Source organism: Chryseobacterium sp. MDT2-18 (genome assembly GCF_030815285.1).
Taxonomy (GTDB): Bacteria; Bacteroidota; Bacteroidia; order Flavobacteriales; family Weeksellaceae; genus Kaistella; species Kaistella salivictor.
In genome coordinates this window covers 122438-140371 of the sequence record NZ_JAUSWQ010000001.1, presented here as the reverse complement: position 1 = coordinate 140371, position 17934 = coordinate 122438, and the positions used below count along the sequence as shown (strand labels likewise).

The following is a 17934-nucleotide window of genomic DNA, read 5'->3' as shown; positions in this document are numbered from 1 at the left end:
TTTCGGGATTTTTTCTTTTTTATAAGTGATGCTAGAATTTATTTAATTATTTTTGTTAGGCCAATCTAACAATAGTGAAGAATCTAAAAACCCCTTGGAGAAGAGAAAAGCACTCCAATTCTTTACCCGAAGTTTTTTCTTCTATCAATATTCCAAAAGACGCGGGCTTTTGGAAGAAACTCTTTGCGTTCGCTGGGCCGGGACTGATGATTGCCGTGGGCTACATGGATCCCGGAAACTGGGCTACAGATATTGCAGGAGGTGCAAAGTTTGGATATACTCTACTTTCCGTGGTTTTAATTTCAAATCTTTTTGCCATGGTTTTACAGCATTTATCAGTAAAATTAGGAGTTGTTGCAGAACGCGATTTGGCGCAAGCTTGTCGGGATCATTTCAATCCTACCACCAATTTTATTCTGTGGGTACTCTGCGAGATTGCCGTCGCTGCCTGTGATTTGGCAGAAGTTATCGGGTCGGCAATTGCATTAAATTTACTTTTCGGAATTCCTCTAACTTGGGGAGTTGCCATCACCATTGCAGATGTTTTCATTATTCTTTTCCTTCAGGCAAAAGGTTTTCGTGTTATTGAAAGCATTATTGCAGGTTTAACTTTTGTTATTTTGGCAAGTTTTGCTTACGAAATCATTTTAAGTAAGCCCGATATTTTCCCGCTTCTTGCAGGATTGGTCCCTCAGAAAGAAGTGATCGCCAATCCGTCAATGCTGTATATCGCGATCGGAATTTTGGGAGCTACTGTAATGCCACACAATCTATACCTGCATAGCAGTATCGTGCAAACCAGAAATTACAAAAGAAACGACGACGGAAAAAAAGAAGCGATAAAATTTGCCACCATTGACAGTACAGTTTCTTTATTCATCGCATTTTTCATTAATGCAGCGATACTTATTGTCGCCGCTGCAACTTTCCACACCACCGGAAATCACGACATTGCCGATATTCATGATGCTCACCAAATGCTGGCACCCATTCTTGGGACCAGTTTTGCCAGTATCTTCTTTGCTATTGCATTATTAGCATCAGGTCAAAATTCCACTTTAACAGGAACACTGGCCGGACAAATTGTAATGGAAGGCTTTCTCAACATCCGTTTAAAACCCTGGTTAAGAAGATTAATCACCCGCTCGATTGCGGTAATTCCTGCTTTAATAGTAACAATATTATATGGCGAGAAAGGAACTACTGATTTATTGGTTTTAAGCCAGGTCATCTTATCGATGCAATTGAGTTTCGCAGTTATTCCACTGATCATGTTTACCAATTCTAAATTAAAAATGGGCGCATTTGTAAACAAACCATGGCTTCAGGTTTTAGTTTGGATTATCTCGGGAACAATTCTCACTCTTAATATTATTCTGCTCTATCAGACATTTACTGAAATGTAACTGCATTATTTTCTTATAAATCTGCCGAAATGTCCTAAAGTCTTTTTTGGCAAAATCTTTGTGAAACGTTCGGTATAAAATTTAACATTATGTCAGACAACAAAGATATTTACGAAGAAAACTTAAATCCGCAAGACGATCTTACTCCAAACACTTCAGAAGAAACAACTGAAAGCGTGACAGCAGAGCCGTCTTCAGAAGACCTTTTGGCAGAAGAAAGAGACCGTTATATCAGACTTTTTGCAGAATTCGAAAATTACAAGAAGAGAACATCCAAAGAAAAAATGGAATTCTTTCAATATGCCAATCAGGATATGATGATTTCTATGCTGGATGTTTTAGATGATTTCGAACGTGCCTTAAAAGAAATTGCCAAAAATGGCAATGAAGCAGATTTGAAAGGCGTAGAACTTATCTATCAAAAATTTAAAAATAAATTGTCTGATAAAGGGCTGAAGCCTATGACCGTAAATGTTGGTGACGATTTTAATGTTGATTTCCATGAAGCAATTACGCAAATCCCAGCTCCTTCTGCTGAATTAAAAGGTAAAATTGTAGATATCATTGAAACGGGTTATCAACTGTCTGATAAAGTGATCAGATTTGCTAAAGTCGTTACCGGAAACTAAACTTTAAACAGTCAAATTGTGCAGTTAAGCTTATGAAGTGCTGATATTTCAGCCTTGGAAAATTGTTTTGCAAAAAAAGCGCGAACCCTTGCGAAAAGACAAAAGAATAAGCTGCCCAAATAAAATATATTAAAATATTTTCAGTCTTTATCTGAAGATTATTCACTCATCATTATTATGTCTAAAAGAGATTATTACGAAATTCTGGAAGTATCTAAAAGTGCTTCTCCAGAGGAAATAAAAAAAGCCTACCGCAAAATGGCCATTAAATTTCACCCGGATAAAAACCCAGGTGATAAAGCCGCGGAAGAAAAATTTAAAGAAGCTGCAGAAGCGTACGAGGTTTTGAGCGACGGCAATAAAAAAGCACGTTATGACCAGTATGGTCACGCCGGAATGAACGGTGGCGGCGGATTTGGCGGCGGCGGCTTCGGTGGCGGAATGAATATGGACGATATTTTCTCCCAGTTCGGTGATATTTTCGGTGGACATTTTGGCGGTGGCGGTGGTCAGCAAAGACAACAGCTTCGCGGAAGCAATCTGAGAGTAAGAATTAAACTGAACCTCGAGGAAATGGTTAATGGTACGCAGAAAACCATTAAAGTTAAAAAAATGAAGCTAGCCCCCGGTGCGACTTCTAAAACCTGCCCTACCTGCCACGGATCTGGCGTACAGATGAAAGTGATGAACACCATGTTCGGACAAATGCAAACACAAACGCATTGTGGAACTTGTCAGGGCATTGGTAAAATTGCCGATAAAATACCAGCAGGAGCTAACTCACAAGGCTTGATCAAGGAGGATGAAGAAGTAACCATTAATATTCCGGCAGGAGCAAGAGAAGGCATTCAGCTGAATGTTCGCGGAAAAGGAAACGACGCACCATTCGGTGGAACTCCCGGAGATTTATTGGTCGTTGTAGAGGAAGAAGTTGATGCACACATCAAAAGAGAAGGCGATAATCTTCATCAGGAATTATACATTTCTTTTGCAGAAGCGGCTTTGGGAACTCATAAAGAAATTCCGACCGTTGGTGGAAAAGTTAAAATAAAAGTGGATGCAGGAACACAGTCCGGAAAAATATTAAGACTTTCTAAAAAAGGCTTACCAAGCATCGACAGTTACGGGACAGGCGATATGTTTGTTCACATCAATGTCTGGACTCCACAAAATTTATCGAAAGAACAAAAAGATTTCTTCGAAAAGCAGTTGGCAAACGGCGATATGGTCGCTGAACCATCAGGAAAAGAAAAGACATTTTTCGAAAAAGTTAGAGACTTATTCGATTAAAATAAAAAAAGAGATTTCGAAAGAGATCTCTTTTTTTATTGAATGAAAAAGAAACAAAAACTTTAGAGCCTGTTTAATATTGTTTTAAACCACGAAGTCATAAAAGCTATTTCCTTTTTTAGGTTTTTCAAAAGATGAAAAAAAAAAAGAGTTCTAAAATATTATTTTTTATCCTCTTTTGGCGGCTTTTCTTTTTAATTTTTTTTCGGCTTTGTGGTTTAAATATTTTTTATCATTTTTATACAGGCTCATTTTCTAAAAACTTTCAAAAGTTTATAAAAGATACAAAATCTGGACTTTTTCTTTTTTAATGATTTTTGACCACATTGATCTGCGGTAAGAAATCCCGCAAAACCGTTCGGAATCTGCCTAAAATTCACTACTTTTGTGCTTAATTTTAAAATTAAAAATCAAATATAATGGCAGAAAAATCAAAAATTGTCTACACTTTGACAGACGAGGCGCCAATGTTGGCTACTCATTCTTTTTTACCTGTTGTACAAGCGTTTACTAAAACTGCAGATATCGAAATTGTACCCAAAGACATTTCACTTGCCGGAAGAATCCTGGCGAATTTTCCGGAGTATCTGAAAGACGATCAAAAAGTAGAAGATGCCTTGGCTGAGCTCGGTCAACTGGCAACCACTCCGGAAGCCAATATTATCAAACTTCCGAATATTTCCGCCTCAGTTCCTCAGTTAGATGAAGCGATTGCCGAATTACAGAAACATGGTTTTGCCTTACCTAATTATCCCGCGGAACCGAAAACTGCAGAAGAAGAAACCATTAAAAACAAATATGCTAAAGTTCTTGGCAGTGCTGTAAATCCTGTTCTTAGAGAAGGAAACTCCGACCGGAGAGCACCGAAAGCGGTGAAGAATTATGCCAAAGCAAATCCTCACAAAATGGGAGTTTGGTCAGCAGATTCTAAAACTACCGTAGCAAATATGAAGAGTGGCGATTTTTATGGTACTGAAAAATCAGTGACGATAGAAAATGACGCTCAATATAAAATAGAATTCTTCGGAAATGACGGTTCTGTAAAAGAACTGAAAGGATTATCTCCTTTGAAAGCCGGAGAAATTATCGATTCTTCTGTGATGAGTCTTTCTGCACTGAAAGGTTTTGTTGCCGATGCCATGGCAGAAGCGAAAGCTGCAAATGTGCTGCTCTCAGGACATCTGAAAGCGACGATGATGAAGATTTCTGATCCTATTATTTTTGGAGCTATTGTAGAAACGTATTTCAAAGATGTTTTCGAAAAATATAAAGATACTTTCAAACAATTAGATATTAATCCAAACTTCGGATTGGCAACGCTTTTTGAAAAAATCTCCGGCAATGAAAAAGAAGCTGAAATCAAAGCAGATATTGCAAAAACCATTGAAAACGGACCGAGAATCGCGATGGTAAATTCCGACAAAGGAATCACCAACTTCCACGTTTCTTCTGATATTATTGTTGATGCCTCTATGGCTGCACTTATCAGAGGCGGCGGTAAAATGTGGAATGCAGAAGGAAAAGAAGAAGACACGGTTGCGATGATCCCGGACAGATGTTATGCCGGATTTTACCAAGCTGCAATTGATGATATGAAGAAAAACGGCGCACTGGATCCACGAACAATGGGTTCTGTTCCCAACGTTGGATTAATGGCGCAAAAAGCTGAAGAATACGGTTCTCACGATAAAACTTTCCAACTTTCTGCCGCCGGAACTGTCAAAGTTTCTGATGCTGCCGGAAACGTTTATATGGAACAACCTGTTCAGGCTGGAGACGTTTTCAGAATGTGCCAGGCGAAAGATGCACCCATTCAGGATTGGGTGAAATTGGCCGTCAACAGAGCCAGATTGTCAGACACTCCTGCTGTTTTCTGGTTAGATAACCAAAGAGCACATGACCGTGAAATGATAAAGAAAGTAGAGAAATACCTGAAAGATTATGACACCAACGGTCTTGATATCCGGATTATGAATATCGAAGATGCGATGGCTTTCACTTTAGAAAGAATCAGAAAAGGGCTAGATACGATTTCAGTTTCAGGCAATGTATTGAGAGACTATTTAACGGATCTTTTCCCGATTTTAGAATTAGGAACTTCGGCAAAAATGCTTTCTATCGTTCCTTTAATGAATGGCGGTGGTCTTTTCGAAACCGGAGCCGGTGGTTCTGCACCGAAACATATCCAGCAATTTATTCAGGAAGGTTATTTGCGTTGGGATTCTTTAGGAGAATTCATGGCATTACAGGCGAGTTTAGAACATTTAGCCCAAACCCAAAACAACCAGAAAGCCCAGATTCTGGCAGATGCTTTGGATATCGCCAATGAGAAGTTTTTGGCTAATGACAAGTCACCCTCAAGAAAAGTAGGTTCTATCGACAACAGAGGCTCACACTTCTATCTGGCAATGTATTGGGCAGAAGCATTGGCTTCTCAGACGAAGAACGCTGATATGGCTGCTATTTTCGCTCCTGTGGCTAAAGCGATGCACGATCAGGAATCAAAAATTAATGATGAGTTAATTGGTGCACAGGGAAAACCTCAGAATATCGGTGGATATTACCAGCCAAATTCAGAGAAAACGGATGCAGCGATGAGACCTTCAACAACTTTGAATACCATCATTGATGGAATTTAATTAGTGATCTTCGCTAAATAAATTTTATATAAATTTAAAACACTCTCCAAATTTGGGGAGTGTTTTTCTTTTTAAATTTCAGAAAAATATGATACCCACAACTTTCTTAATAATATAAGCATTCCTCATCAAATTCCTCAGTAATTTATTAATTTTAAATATCACCGTTATTCAATAAATCCTCGTTTCCGTTCAGATTTAAAAAATGTAAAAAAAGCTTTTCTTTAAAATAAAAAAAACTACATTAAAAGTAAAACCCCTTTCTGTACAAAGCAAAAAGGGGTTTTGTTATCTTAAATTTCTTTAATTTTAATTAAAAAAATTATAGCATTTTCAGGTTATTCACTTCCAAATCAGTTAAGATTCTCCAGTGACCACGTTTGATGTTTTTCTTGGTTAATCCGGCGAACAATACACGGTCAAGTAATTCAACTTCGTATCCTAACTTCTGGAAAATACGACGTACTACTCTATTCCAGCCAATGCTCAATTCGATTCCGATTTCATTTTTCGGTTTTCCTTCGATATAAGAAATGCTGTCAACTTCGGCAATTCCTTCTTCCAAACGGATTCCCTCCTGAATCATATTTAAATCTGCTCTGTCTAATTTCCGATCCAAAGTCACGTGATAGATTTTCTTCATGGCAAAAGATGGATGCGTCAGTTTCTTCGTCATGTGACCATCGTTGGTGAGCAGGATTACTCCTGTCGTAGAACGGTCTAATCTTCCCACCGGGAACAATCGGTAAGGGGATGCATTGGCTACCAAATCCAACACCGTTTTTCTGGCTTTGTCATCTTTGGTGGTAGAAATATATCCTTTTGGCTTATTCAATAAAACGTAAACCGGTTTCTCTGGCGTAATTCCCTGTCCGTCGAAAACCACTCTGTCGGTTTTCTGAACCTGGTAACCCATTTCTGTTACTGGCTTTCCGTTCACTTCTACCAAACCTTGCATGATTAAATCATCAGCTTCTCTACGGGAACAAATTCCTGAATTCGCGATGTATTTATTTAAACGGATTGATTCTTTTGGAGTTTCTTTGGCTAATTTATCAAACCTTCTTTTTTGTACAAACGAACGCGTTTTCTCCGCTTCATCAACTGGTACGAAAGGTTTTTTGTAAGGCTTTTTAACGCCGGATTTCGCAGGACCTTTTTCGAATTTACTGCTGCTGTCAAAAGATTTTCCTATTCTTTTTCCCATTTTTCGGGAAGCCGGTTTATCGAAAGTTTTCTCGTAAGATTTCGCTTCCGACTGAGACATCAGTCTTGGTTCTCTCGGTGCTTTTGCTTCTTTCGGCTCTTTTCTTTCTACGGGTTTTTCAGTTCGCGGACGGGCAGATTTTGTTCCTCGTGGTTTTGGGGAACTTCCTGAATTAGAAATTTTGCTGATGCGTGGCTTCTTATTACCATTACTGTCTCTGCTCATGTTCTGAAAAATTTATCTGCAAAGATAAGGTATTTTTTGTTTGTTTAAATAAGACTGTGCAATAAGATAAAATTTAACATTTGCAATCTTAAGAAAATTTAATATAAAAAATAAGACCGTTGCTCAGAGATTATTAAAAAAACTTCAGTTTTAAATAAAGTAATGCTGATGAATTCCGTTGGCCAACATGGAAATAATGCCCACAAAAATCCAGATTCGAAGCATATTCAAATTGACAAACTTCGAATATTTGGTTTTATTTAAAGCTAAAAATACGGAGATGATTTGAATAAAAATACTCGCTGCAAAATAATAACTCATAATACTGTGCAAGCCCATTTTCCAGATAATCAATCCGGAAGAAATCTGCGCGACAATTAATAGCGTTACTATAAAAGCACCTGAAGTAGAAGAACTGAAATAATTGGGAATGGTAGTGTAACCAAAAACTTTGTCTGCATTTTTGGTTAAAGTATCTTTTATAACATCAATAATTAAAAGCATCAGGAAAATAAAAACAGACATCAAAAAGATCTGGACTGAAAAAGTTTTATAATAAAACAACATTCCAAAAAAAGGATATAACGATAAACTTACAAAAGTTAAATTATTAATAATCAATAACTTACTAAGTTTATGACTGTAAAACCACATTAGAAACTGGTAGATCAGAAAGAAAAAGAAAACCCGCACCGAAATCATTCCCGCAATTCCCAGCGAAAACAGATTGAGGATGATGTAGGCATAAAGAAAATACTTCTGCTTAAGAAAATTTTGAATTCTTGTCCGGAACGGTTTGGTCACCTGATCTTTTTCGCGGTCGTAAAACTGATTGATAATTCCTCCTGCCAAAATACTTAAAACGCAGCAAAAAATAATGCTGTGGACTTTAAAATCAAAGACAAAATTCCGCAAACTTTCTTCCTGATTAAAGAGAAAAAAAGTAGAAACATATAAAGCAAAAGTAAGCAGTAAAGCCACGAAAACCCGCGCGCCCATCAAAAAGGCAATGAATTGAGAAAACCGATAAAGTAAGGGATTTTTCATGGAACGTAAAGTCACAAACTGCTTAATTAAAATGGAATTCAGACCGGTGGTTTTCGACTTTTACGAAAAATCTAGAACCTGTAAATAACTTCTTTGTGGAAACCTTCCAGCATTTTTTCTGCTTTTTTATAGTCTTTGGTAAACCCCAAAATATAACCGCCGCCGCCGCTTCCGCAAAGCTTTAGGTAATAGGCATTGGTATCCAACCCTTTTTTCCAGGCATTATAAATACTTTCGGGAATCATTGGTTTGAAATGTTCGTAAGCCCAGACAGAAAGACTCTTTAGGTTTCTAAAAAGTGGAGTCATTTCTTTTTTCAGGAAAGCATCAATACAGGCATTGTTGTAGCGGATGAATTCTTCTTTCATCGTTTTGCGGAAACCTTCCGTTTTCATTTTTTCAAAGAAGATCTGAACCATCGGTCCAGTTTCGCCAGTCATCCCGGAATCGATTAAGAAGATCGCTCCTTTCCCTTCATGACTTGCCGGAATAGCAACTTTATCCACGCTTTCTTTGCTTTCGATAAGAATCGGCAGATTCATATAACAGATCAGCGGATCAATTCCTGAACTTTTTCCATGGAAATAACTTTCCATTTGACCGAAAATAGTACGGAGATTCATAAGTTGATCTTTAGAAACCTGTTCCGGCTGATAACTTTTTATCGAATATTTTTCAAAAATAGCGGCAACTAAAGCCCCTGAACTTCCTACCCCATATCCTTGCGGAATATTGGAATCGAAGAACAATCCTTTTTTGATATCCTTTTTAAACTTAGAAATATTGAGTTGAAAAACCTCTGGAAGTTCTAAATCTTTTAAATAATCAGAATATTTCAGCAGCGAATCATTTGATTCTTTATCAAAATCGCTTTTTAAATCAGAAAATTTTAATGTTCCTTTATAAAAACTATAGGGTAAAGTAAGTCCCTGCGAATCTTCGATAATACCGTATTCGCCGAACAAAAGAATCTTTGCGTAAAATAAAGGGTTGGTCATATTTTAATTTAATCCATTGATTTACAGTTGCAAATGTACGTAATTTTAATTTAACAACTCTGCAAAAATAAGCAATTATTAAGCTAAAATTACAAAAGCAATACCAATCTGAAACTGCTATTTTTCTTTCCCCATTTTTACTTTCAAAAACCGGATTAATACCAGTCCTACAAAGAAAAAGGCCGACATCGATAAAGCGGAATATCTCATATTATGGTATTTTTCAATGATGGTTGCAAAAATGAATGTCCCAATAATGATAGCTATTTTTTCCAATACATCATAAAAACTAAAGAAGGTCGTATTATCCATACTATTTTCCGGCAATAGCTTTGAGTAGGTAGAACGCGACATTGCCTGCAAACCACCCATTACCAAACCTATAATTCCGGCTATTACGTAGAACTGGATTTCTACATTTGGATTTTCTTTGTTGAGGAAATATGCTGATAAACAGGCTACAATCCAAAGTACAATTGCAATCGAAATTACATTCTTATTCCCAATTTTGCGGGATAAGCGTGAGAAAACAACTGCTCCGATAATCGCTTCAATCTGAATTAATAATAAAGTCATAATTAATTTATCCTGTTCCAGATTGATTTCGCTCTTCCCAAAAAGTGTCGCCATCAAGAAAATGGTTTGCATTCCAACGCTGTAAAAGAAGAAACTCGACAGGAAAAATTTCAAATTTCTGTCCTTAAATAAAACCCGGCCAACTTTAAATAATTCCCTAAAGCTTTGCTTAGCAATATCAAGGTAAAAGTGAAGATTATCATTTAAAACCACCCAAATTCCCCCTTGTTCTTCATGTTTTTCAAAAATATTTTTATAATTCAACAGCACCAAATCTTTTGGTAATTGTTCTTTAATATTACCAAATTGGGGCAAATGCTTGAAAGTGTACTGGGAAAAACCAAACCACCACGCTCCTGTTAGCAGAAAAGAAATTCGGGTATAAATTTTCGCCTGCTCCGCATCTTTAGCAAAAACCTGAATGAGCAACAAACAAATTACCACTAAAACAACAGAACCTAAATAGCCATATACATACCCTTTTGCAGAAAGTGCATCCTGCTTATCGGGAGTTGCAATATCCGGCAAAAAAGAATTATAGAAGACTAAACTCCCCCAGAATCCTACACTGGCCGTAATGCTGAATAATAAGCCCAGAAATACATTTTGCATTCCCGTAAACATCGCTAAACCCATACAGGAAGTGGCTCCCAAATAACAAAAAAATTGCAGAAATGATTTTTTGTTCCCAATCGTATCTGCCAACGATGACAAAAATGGTGACAGCAAAACTACAATCAGAAATGAAATGGTCAAAGAATATCCGTAAATCGCATCTGGCTGATACTCTTTTCCGAAAATCTTAATCATGTGCCGAACAGGAACTTTAATCCACTGTCCGGTTTCTTGCACGTACTCGCTTTTCTCAGAGGCCGTGGTAAGAATCGAATAATAAATCGGGAAAATAGTCGATGTAATGACCAATGAATAAACAGAATTTGCCCAATCATACAAAGCCCAGGCTTTCATGATCTTTGGATTATTCTTGATATTTGGAGTTTGTAGAGATTCGTTTTCCGACATTTTTTTAATTTATTAAACAAAAGTAACAAAACCATTAAGAATCTGCTGAAAAAATAAACAGTTATTCTTAATGGTTTGATTGAAAGACTATTAAATATTCTATAAGTTTTCGATAACAATGGCCGAAGCTCCGCCGCCGCCGTTGCAAATCGCCGCTGCACCGTACTTGCCGTTGTTTTGTTTCAAAACATTAATTAAAGTAACAATAATTCTGGAACCTGAACTTCCAAGCGGGTGACCTAAGGAAACCGCTCCACCGTTCACATTCACTTTAGAACTGTCAAGACCCAAAATTTTATTATTTGCTAAACCCACAACCGCAAACGCTTCATTAAATTCAAAAAAGTCGATATCTGAAATTTCTAAATTGGCTTTTTTCAACGCGATAGGAAGTGCTTTTGAAGGTGCCGTTGTAAACCATTCCGGAGCCTGCGCCGCATCAGCATAAGAAATAATTTTTGCTAAAGGTTTTAATCCTAATTCTTCCATTTTTTCTTTGGACATCAAAACCAAGGCAGATGCTCCGTCATTTAAAGTGGACGCGTTTGCTGCAGTTACCGTTCCATTTTCTCTTTGGAAAACGGTTGGCAAAGTCCCGATTCTGTCGAAGTTTACTGATTTATATTCTTCATCTTCAGAAAAAATAATTGGATCCCCTTTTCTCTGTGGAATTTCAACGGAAACAACTTCGTCTTTAAATTTACCTTCGCTATAGGCTTTTGCCGAACGTTTGTAAGATTCAATTGCGAACTGATCCTGATCTTCTCTCGTAATTCCATATTCGGCTGCACATTTTTCTGCACAGACTCCCATGTGAACTTTATTGTAAACATCCGTTAAACCGTCGAGCACCATTCCGTCCAACATCTTAACATCGCCTAATTTAGTAGCATTTCTTGCATTGTAATAATGTGGAACTGAAGACATATTTTCCATTCCACCTGCAACGATTACGTCCTGGTCACCTGCTTTGATGGACTGTGCAGCCATCATCACGGCTTTCATTCCTGAGGCACATACTTTATTGACGGTTGTGGCGGGAGTTTCATTGGATAAACCTGCTCCCATTAATGCCTGACGAGCGGGTGCCTGGCCTTCTCCGGCCTGCAGAACATTTCCCATATATACTTCCTGAACGTGTCTCGGGTCAAGATTTATTTTGTCTAAAGCACCTTTAATTGCAGTTGAACCTAATTTTGTAGCCGGAACTGAGGCCAAACTTCCCAAGAAACTTCCCATTGGAGTTCTCACTGCTGATACGATGAATACTTCTTTCATTATGTAGAATTTATATTTATTTTAAGTACGCCAAATTACAAAAAAAAACACACTTTGAAAAAGTGTGTTTGGTATTTTAAAAATTAGTGCGTTAGGTCGGCAATAACTTCCGGATCGTGCTTATGTTTAAACATTATGGCAAATAATATCGTAATTACTAAGGCATAACCTGCGAAAACAAGCCAGATTTCCTGCCACATTTTATCACCATTTTCGAGCGTGAAATATTGTTGGATTAACCAACCGCTTAACAGACTTCCACCAATTGCACCGAAACCATTAGTCATCATCATAAACAGACCTTGTGCAGATGAACGGATTTTATAATCAGTTGTTGTTTCCACGAAAAGAGAACCTGATATATTGAAAAAGTCAAATGCCATCCCATAAACGATACAGGAAAGAATGATCAATCCTAAACCAAAACCTTCCGGTCCGCCATAAGCGAAAAATCCGAAACGTAAAACCCACGCAAACATCGATAATAGCATCACATTTTTAATTCCGTATCTCTTTAAAAAGAAAGGAATTGCCAAAATAAATAACGTTTCTGAAATCTGCGAAATTGACATGATCAACGTGGAACGTTTTACGACAAAACTGTCAGCATATGCCGGGATTTTCCCAAAATCTGATAAGTAGGTATCGCCGTACATATTGGTCAACTGCAGCGCCGCACCCAGAAACATTGAGAATAAAAAGAACAACGCCATCTTGTAATCTTTAAGTAAAGAAAACGCATTAAGTCCTAATTTTTCTGATAAAGTAGCATTGGCAGGAATTAAATTCTGCGGCGGACACTTTGGCAACGTGAATGCATAAATCCCTAAAATAAAAGCCACAACAGCCGCAATATAAAACTGAGTTCCTGAATCTTTATTTCCTGTAAGATTGGTAATCCACATGGCTACAATAAATCCGATGGTTCCCCAGACACGAATCGGTGGGAAAACCTTTACAACATCGTAATTATTATTTTTCAGAATGTAATAAGCGATAGAATTCGACAGAGAAATCGTCGGCATATAAAACATCATCGCGATGAGCATGATCCAAAAGAAATTTTCAGGAGTCGAGATAGAAGGCAAGAATACGAGAATAATCCCGTAAAGAATATGCAGGATACCGTACAGTTTTTCTGCATTTACCCACCTGTCAGCGATGATTCCTACAAGAGCAGGCATTATAAGAGAAGCAATTCCTAAAGTCGCAAAAACTTTTCCAAATTCCTGACCACCCCAGTGTTTTGTTCCGAACCAGTATACGCCAATAGTAATCAGCCACGCTCCCCAAACAAAAAACTGCAGGAATGACAGAACGGTTAGTCTTAATTTTAAATTCATAATATTATTAAAATTTTAGTCGATTTTATTTTTTCTACGTTTTATTTCTTCCTGAATTTCTAAAGCTGCATCGAAATCTTCGTCTTTCACAGCATCTTCCAGCAGTTTATTGAGTTCTTCTGAACTGAGTGCGGCCAAATTTCCTTCTGGCTCCGGTTGCTGATCTGCATCAGTTTCTTTTGAAGGCGCATCGAGTTCCAGTAAAATACCTGCTTCATTTAAAACCTGTTGTGTGGTATAAATAGGTGCATCAAAACGGACAGCCATTGCTACAGCATCAGAAGTTCTTGCATCTAAGATAAGCTCCTCTTCCGTCGTCTTATTTTTAAAATTGATATTAGAGAAAAATACGCCATCAATAATTTGATAAATAATGACGGAAGTGATCTCAAAATGAGTGGCCAAAACGAATTTGGAAAATAAATCGTGCGTAAGGGGCCGCGGTGGATGAATATCTTTTTCTAGACCTAATGAAATAGACTGTGCTTCGAAATTACCGATTACAACCGGCAGTTTGACATTGCTTTCCTCATGTTCCAAAAGCAGGGCATAAGCGCCAGATTGCGTTTGGCTGTAGGAAATTCCGCGAATGGTTAATTTTTTATAATCCATGAGACAAATATAAATGAAATTTTCACATTATGAGTTTTGATCCGTCTTTTTTGTTAAAAAATAAAACAAAAATCATGAGTAATTTACAAAAAAAAAGTCCAAAATAAATTCTGGACTTAAGTTGATATTCAAAAAAGGGATTTATCCTTTCAAGGCTTTAATTTTCTCAGTTAATTGCGGTATGATCTGGAATGCATCTCCTACGACTCCATAATCCGCAGATTTAAAGAAAGGAGCTTCGGGATCGCTGTTGATAACCACAATTGTTTTAGAAGAATTCACTCCTGCCAAATGCTGAATTGCACCGGAAATTCCGACCGCGATATATAAGTTGGGCGAAATTGCTTTACCGGTTTGTCCCACGTGTTCAGAATGTGGTCTCCAGCCGATATCAGATACCGGTTTTGAACAGGCGGTGGCGGCACCTAAAAGATTGGCCAGGTCTTCAATCATTCCCCAGTTTTCGGGACCTTTCATTCCACGACCGGCAGAAACTACGATTTCCGCTTCTTTCAAATCCAGCTTTCCTGAACTCTGTTCGTGAGAAATTACCTTGGTATCTTCATTTACTACCGATAAATTTTTCACTTCTTCTGAACCTGAAACTGCATTTTCTTTAATACCGAAAGCATTTTGAGAGACAGTTACAATAACTCCAGCCGCGTCTGCCTTAGCGTGCATCATTCCTTTTCCGGAAAAGGCTCTTCTTTTGACCTGGAAAGGAAAAAGGCTTTCTGGAGTTTCCAAAGCGTTGGTAATCAGAGAATAACTCTTCATAATTGCCAACATCGGTGCAACAGATGAAGCGTCAGTGGTGTGTGGGAATACGATAATATTTCCGTCTGCAACTTCGTTTACCGCCTGTGCATAAGCTTTCGCACTGAAACCTTTTAAACCTTCATCTTTAATATTAAGGACTTTATCTGCTCCGTATTTATATAATAAATCTGAAGAATCTGTAGGATTGATGGAAATCGCGGTAACGGTTTCTCCATCTTTATCAGCGATTGCTTTTGCATAAGAAACTGCCTCGAATGCTGCTTTTTTATAGATTCCGTTTATATTTTCTGCATATACGTATATTGCCATGATTGATTTTGTTTAAAGGTTAGAATTAAATTACTTTCGCTTCTTCGTGAAGTAATCTTACCAGTTCATCAAGGTTGTCGGGAGCCACCATTTTCACTGCTGCTCTCGCCGGCACAGCATCAAACGAAACTGCGTCCACTTTTACTTCATTATTAGCCGGTTCATGAACGGTTAAAGGTTTTGATCTGGCAGACATAATTCCACGCATATTCGGGATAATTAAATCTTTCTCATCAACCAATCCTTTTTGACCCGCGATCACCGCCGGAAGTTTTACCGAAATTGTTTCTTTACCGCCTTCAATTTCTCTTACTGCAGTGGCTTCAGCACCGCTCACTTCCAGGCCAACACAGGCATTTACGAAAGGTTGATTTAATAACTGAGCTACCATTCCCGGAACCGCTCCACCATTATAATCGATAGATTCTTTTCCACAGAAAATCAAATCGTAACCACCACTTTGCGCGATATTTGCGATTTCTTTTGCAACAGAATAGCTGTCTTTTGGTTCAATATTTATTCTGATGGCATCATTTGCGCCGATGGCCAAAGATTTTCTAATCACCGGTTCAGTAGTGGAATCACCTACATTTATTACCGTAACGGTTGCTCCTGCCGATTCCTGCAACTTGATTGCTTTGGTTAATCCAAATTCATCTAAAGGATTAATCACCCACTGAATTCCATTTTTGTCAAAAGCAGACTTGTCTGCTGTAAAATTAATTTTGGAGGTAGTATCTGGAACACTACTGATACAAACTAATATTTTCATGTGCTAATATTTATTGTTTTACTGTTGGCTAAGATAAAAAATTATTTACTATGCATGCATAGTATTTTAGAAAAAATTTATATTTGATACATAATTTAACCCTTTGGTTTTAAAGGTCTAATCTCAATCTTGCTTGGTAAGGTGCGCGGATTCATTTTCAGAATATCCATGACAAGCTCACCAATATCTTTTGGCTGTATTTTCCAGGCATCTTTTTCTGAAGGCTGATTTCCATTAAAATGAGTGGAAACTGAGCCCGGCATGATGGTAGAAACTTTAATATTATATTTTCTTAAATCCATCATTGCTGCCTGTGTAAAGCCCACTGCACCAAATTTCGAGGCGTTATAACCGGAACCGTTTTCGAAAAAATTGGTTCCTGCTAAACTCGAAATAGTGATGAAATACCCTTCTGTTTTTTTAAGCTCTTCAACCGATGCTTTCAAAGTGTGAAAAATTCCGGAAAGATTAGTATCAATCATGGACGACCATTCTTCAACAGACAGTTCATCTACGGGTTTAAAAATTCCAACGCCCGCATTTGCAATGACGTAATCAATTTTTCCGAATTTTCTGGTAATTTCGACAACTGCATTTTTTTCGTCTTCAAAGTTTTTCACATCTGACCCAATCCCAAAAACAGGTGCTTCCATGGTCGATAACTGTTCTGCAACTTCTATCGCATCCTCTTTTCTACGTCCGGAAATTGCAACGGTGATTCCATGTTTATGGAGTACTTCTGCGATCCCCAAGCCGATTCCCTTTGTTCCGCCGGTGATATATGCTACTTTATTTTTCATGATGTATTATTTGCTTAAAGATAAAAAAAACGTCCCAATTACGGGACGCTCTTCTACCTATTTTTAAAATAACTTATTCCTTAATAAATTTCAGAGACTGAATTCCTTTTTCGGTTTCAAACTTAATCACGTAAATACCTTTTGCAAGGTTTCTCACATCTAACTTATTGTCAACCACTTGCGGAAAATTAGCTTTTCTTCCTGATGCATCGAAAATCTGTACAGATTTTACTTTCTCAGTGAAGTTTATATAATCTGAGGTTGGGTTTGGATAGACACGAATTCCACTATTAATTGAAGAATCTGAAGCACCGAGCATTGTCTGCGTAACCAACACATCATCCATTAGGAAGATATTTTGATCGAAAGAATCAAAATGTCTAAATACTAATTTAATTGTTTTTCCGGCCAAAGTTGATAAATCTGCTGTTACTGTAACTGCTTCTGCAGAAGTTAAAGTATTTTCAATAAGTGGTGTTTCTGATCCCGTGAATACTGCGGTAGATAGTATCGCATATATTGCATAATGATCATCAAAATAATCTTCATCTACTGATCCAACTTTTACACTAAAGTTTAATGTCCCGCCCGTCGGAAGTACAATATCTGGAGATATTAATAAATTGTCCGGTGACAATGGTCCTTCTGTACTGCTCCAAGAACGCGAACCTGCTACTTGCCCTACGGCAAAGCCGTTAAGAGGCGTAGTGAGATTAAATATGCCCCAGTTATTTCCATCACCATCTCTGTCTGCAACACTCCAACCAGCTGCTGATGAGAAATCTGCCGAAAATATTGTTGTTTGTGCAGAAATTAACGAAGTAAGAGCTAAAGCTCCAATTAGTAAAAGTTTTTTCATAATATAAATTTTTAATTATTTACGAATATATAATTTTTCTTACGAATAATAAAAACTTTTTGAATAATTCTTAAAATAACTGCAAACTAAATACTGTTTACAATTTAACAAATACCTCTAATGTTTTTAAAACTTATATCA

The 17934-nt window shown here is 37.5% G+C and carries 15 protein-coding genes; 4 read left to right on the top strand and 11 right to left on the bottom strand.

The window, feature by feature from the left end:
* Positions 1-74 precede the first annotated feature (74 nt).
* The 4 genes from QF004_RS00650 to QF004_RS00635 all read left to right on the top strand — a co-directional run bounded on the left by QF004_RS00650 (position 75) and on the right by QF004_RS00635 (position 5964).
* Positions 75-1406, top strand: coding sequence for an Nramp family divalent metal transporter (locus tag QF004_RS00650; RefSeq protein ID WP_373456853.1), 1332 nt, complete (start codon positions 75-77; stop codon positions 1404-1406).
* A gap of 89 nt (positions 1407-1495) precedes the next feature.
* The gene (locus QF004_RS00645) at positions 1496-2035 is read left to right on the top strand and encodes a nucleotide exchange factor GrpE (protein ID WP_133440422.1); all 540 of its coding nucleotides are present in this window, start codon (positions 1496-1498) and stop codon (positions 2033-2035) included.
* Between the two features lie 177 nt (positions 2036-2212).
* Complete coding sequence (dnaJ, locus tag QF004_RS00640) at positions 2213-3325, top strand: molecular chaperone DnaJ (protein WP_133440421.1); 1113 nt, start codon at positions 2213-2215, stop codon at positions 3323-3325.
* Between the two features lie 419 nt (positions 3326-3744).
* Complete coding sequence (locus QF004_RS00635) at positions 3745-5964, top strand: NADP-dependent isocitrate dehydrogenase (protein WP_307421829.1); 2220 nt, start codon at positions 3745-3747, stop codon at positions 5962-5964.
* A 322-nt stretch (positions 5965-6286) separates the two neighbouring features.
* Here the strand turns inward: QF004_RS00635 and QF004_RS00630 are convergent, their stop codons facing one another.
* The 11 genes from QF004_RS00630 to QF004_RS00580 all read right to left on the bottom strand — a co-directional run bounded on the left by QF004_RS00630 (position 6287) and on the right by QF004_RS00580 (position 17793).
* The gene (locus tag QF004_RS00630; RefSeq protein ID WP_307421827.1) at positions 6287-7396 is read right to left on the bottom strand and encodes a pseudouridine synthase; all 1110 of its coding nucleotides are present in this window, start codon (positions 7394-7396) and stop codon (positions 6287-6289) included.
* Between the two features lie 150 nt (positions 7397-7546).
* Positions 7547-8443: a UbiA family prenyltransferase gene (locus QF004_RS00625; protein WP_307421826.1), complete on the bottom strand. Its 897-nt coding sequence runs from the start codon at positions 8441-8443 to the stop codon at positions 7547-7549.
* A gap of 71 nt (positions 8444-8514) precedes the next feature.
* On the bottom strand, positions 8515-9441 hold the full coding sequence (locus QF004_RS00620; protein ID WP_133440418.1) for a mevalonate kinase: 927 nt from the start codon (positions 9439-9441) through the stop codon (positions 8515-8517).
* A gap of 117 nt (positions 9442-9558) precedes the next feature.
* Complete coding sequence (locus QF004_RS00615; RefSeq protein WP_133440417.1) at positions 9559-11040, bottom strand: MFS transporter; 1482 nt, start codon at positions 11038-11040, stop codon at positions 9559-9561.
* A 99-nt stretch (positions 11041-11139) separates the two neighbouring features.
* Positions 11140-12318 carry an acetyl-CoA C-acyltransferase gene (locus tag QF004_RS00610; protein ID WP_307421822.1) on the bottom strand — a complete coding sequence of 393 codons (1179 nt, stop codon included), beginning with the start codon at positions 12316-12318 and terminating at the stop codon, positions 11140-11142.
* Positions 12319-12401: 83 nt separating this feature from the next.
* Entirely contained in the window at positions 12402-13661 is a 1260-nt protein-coding gene (locus QF004_RS00605; protein ID WP_307421820.1) for a nucleoside permease, read from the bottom strand.
* A 15-nt stretch (positions 13662-13676) separates the two neighbouring features.
* Positions 13677-14273 carry a bifunctional nuclease family protein gene (locus QF004_RS00600; protein ID WP_133440414.1) on the bottom strand — a complete coding sequence of 199 codons (597 nt, stop codon included), beginning with the start codon at positions 14271-14273 and terminating at the stop codon, positions 13677-13679.
* A gap of 141 nt (positions 14274-14414) precedes the next feature.
* A complete protein-coding gene (locus tag QF004_RS00595; RefSeq protein WP_307421817.1) occupies positions 14415-15362 on the bottom strand; it encodes an electron transfer flavoprotein subunit alpha/FixB family protein in 948 nt (315 codons plus the stop codon).
* A 25-nt stretch (positions 15363-15387) separates the two neighbouring features.
* Positions 15388-16134 (bottom strand): electron transfer flavoprotein subunit beta/FixA family protein, encoded by a 747-nt coding sequence (locus QF004_RS00590; protein ID WP_307421816.1) that lies wholly within the window; start codon positions 16132-16134, stop codon positions 15388-15390.
* A gap of 95 nt (positions 16135-16229) precedes the next feature.
* On the bottom strand, positions 16230-16934 hold the full coding sequence (locus QF004_RS00585; protein WP_307421813.1) for an SDR family oxidoreductase: 705 nt from the start codon (positions 16932-16934) through the stop codon (positions 16230-16232).
* A 73-nt stretch (positions 16935-17007) separates the two neighbouring features.
* Positions 17008-17793: a T9SS-dependent choice-of-anchor J family protein gene (locus tag QF004_RS00580; RefSeq protein WP_133440410.1), complete on the bottom strand. Its 786-nt coding sequence runs from the start codon at positions 17791-17793 to the stop codon at positions 17008-17010.
* Between the last annotated feature and the right edge of the window lie 141 nt (positions 17794-17934).

Coding starts and splice junctions, on each gene's coding strand:
- QF004_RS00610 (WP_307421822.1), bottom strand. CDS start 12,318: ATGAAAGAAGTATTCATCGTATCAGCAGTGAGAACTCCAATGGGAAGT.
- QF004_RS00620 (WP_133440418.1), bottom strand. CDS start 9,441: ATGACCAACCCTTTATTTTACGCAAAGATTCTTTTGTTCGGCGAATAC.
- QF004_RS00615 (WP_133440417.1), bottom strand. CDS start 11,040: ATGTCGGAAAACGAATCTCTACAAACTCCAAATATCAAGAATAATCCA.
- dnaJ (WP_133440421.1), top strand. CDS start 2,213: ATGTCTAAAAGAGATTATTACGAAATTCTGGAAGTATCTAAAAGTGCT.
- QF004_RS00595 (WP_307421817.1), bottom strand. CDS start 15,362: ATGGCAATATACGTATATGCAGAAAATATAAACGGAATCTATAAAAAA.
- QF004_RS00585 (WP_307421813.1), bottom strand. CDS start 16,934: ATGAAAAATAAAGTAGCATATATCACCGGCGGAACAAAGGGAATCGGC.
- QF004_RS00625 (WP_307421826.1), bottom strand. CDS start 8,443: ATGAAAAATCCCTTACTTTATCGGTTTTCTCAATTCATTGCCTTTTTG.
- QF004_RS00645 (WP_133440422.1), top strand. CDS start 1,496: ATGTCAGACAACAAAGATATTTACGAAGAAAACTTAAATCCGCAAGAC.
- QF004_RS00630 (WP_307421827.1), bottom strand. CDS start 7,396: ATGAGCAGAGACAGTAATGGTAATAAGAAGCCACGCATCAGCAAAATT.
- QF004_RS00600 (WP_133440414.1), bottom strand. CDS start 14,273: ATGGATTATAAAAAATTAACCATTCGCGGAATTTCCTACAGCCAAACG.
- QF004_RS00635 (WP_307421829.1), top strand. CDS start 3,745: ATGGCAGAAAAATCAAAAATTGTCTACACTTTGACAGACGAGGCGCCA.
- QF004_RS00580 (WP_133440410.1), bottom strand. CDS start 17,793: ATGAAAAAACTTTTACTAATTGGAGCTTTAGCTCTTACTTCGTTAATT.
- QF004_RS00605 (WP_307421820.1), bottom strand. CDS start 13,661: ATGAATTTAAAATTAAGACTAACCGTTCTGTCATTCCTGCAGTTTTTT.
- QF004_RS00590 (WP_307421816.1), bottom strand. CDS start 16,134: ATGAAAATATTAGTTTGTATCAGTAGTGTTCCAGATACTACCTCCAAA.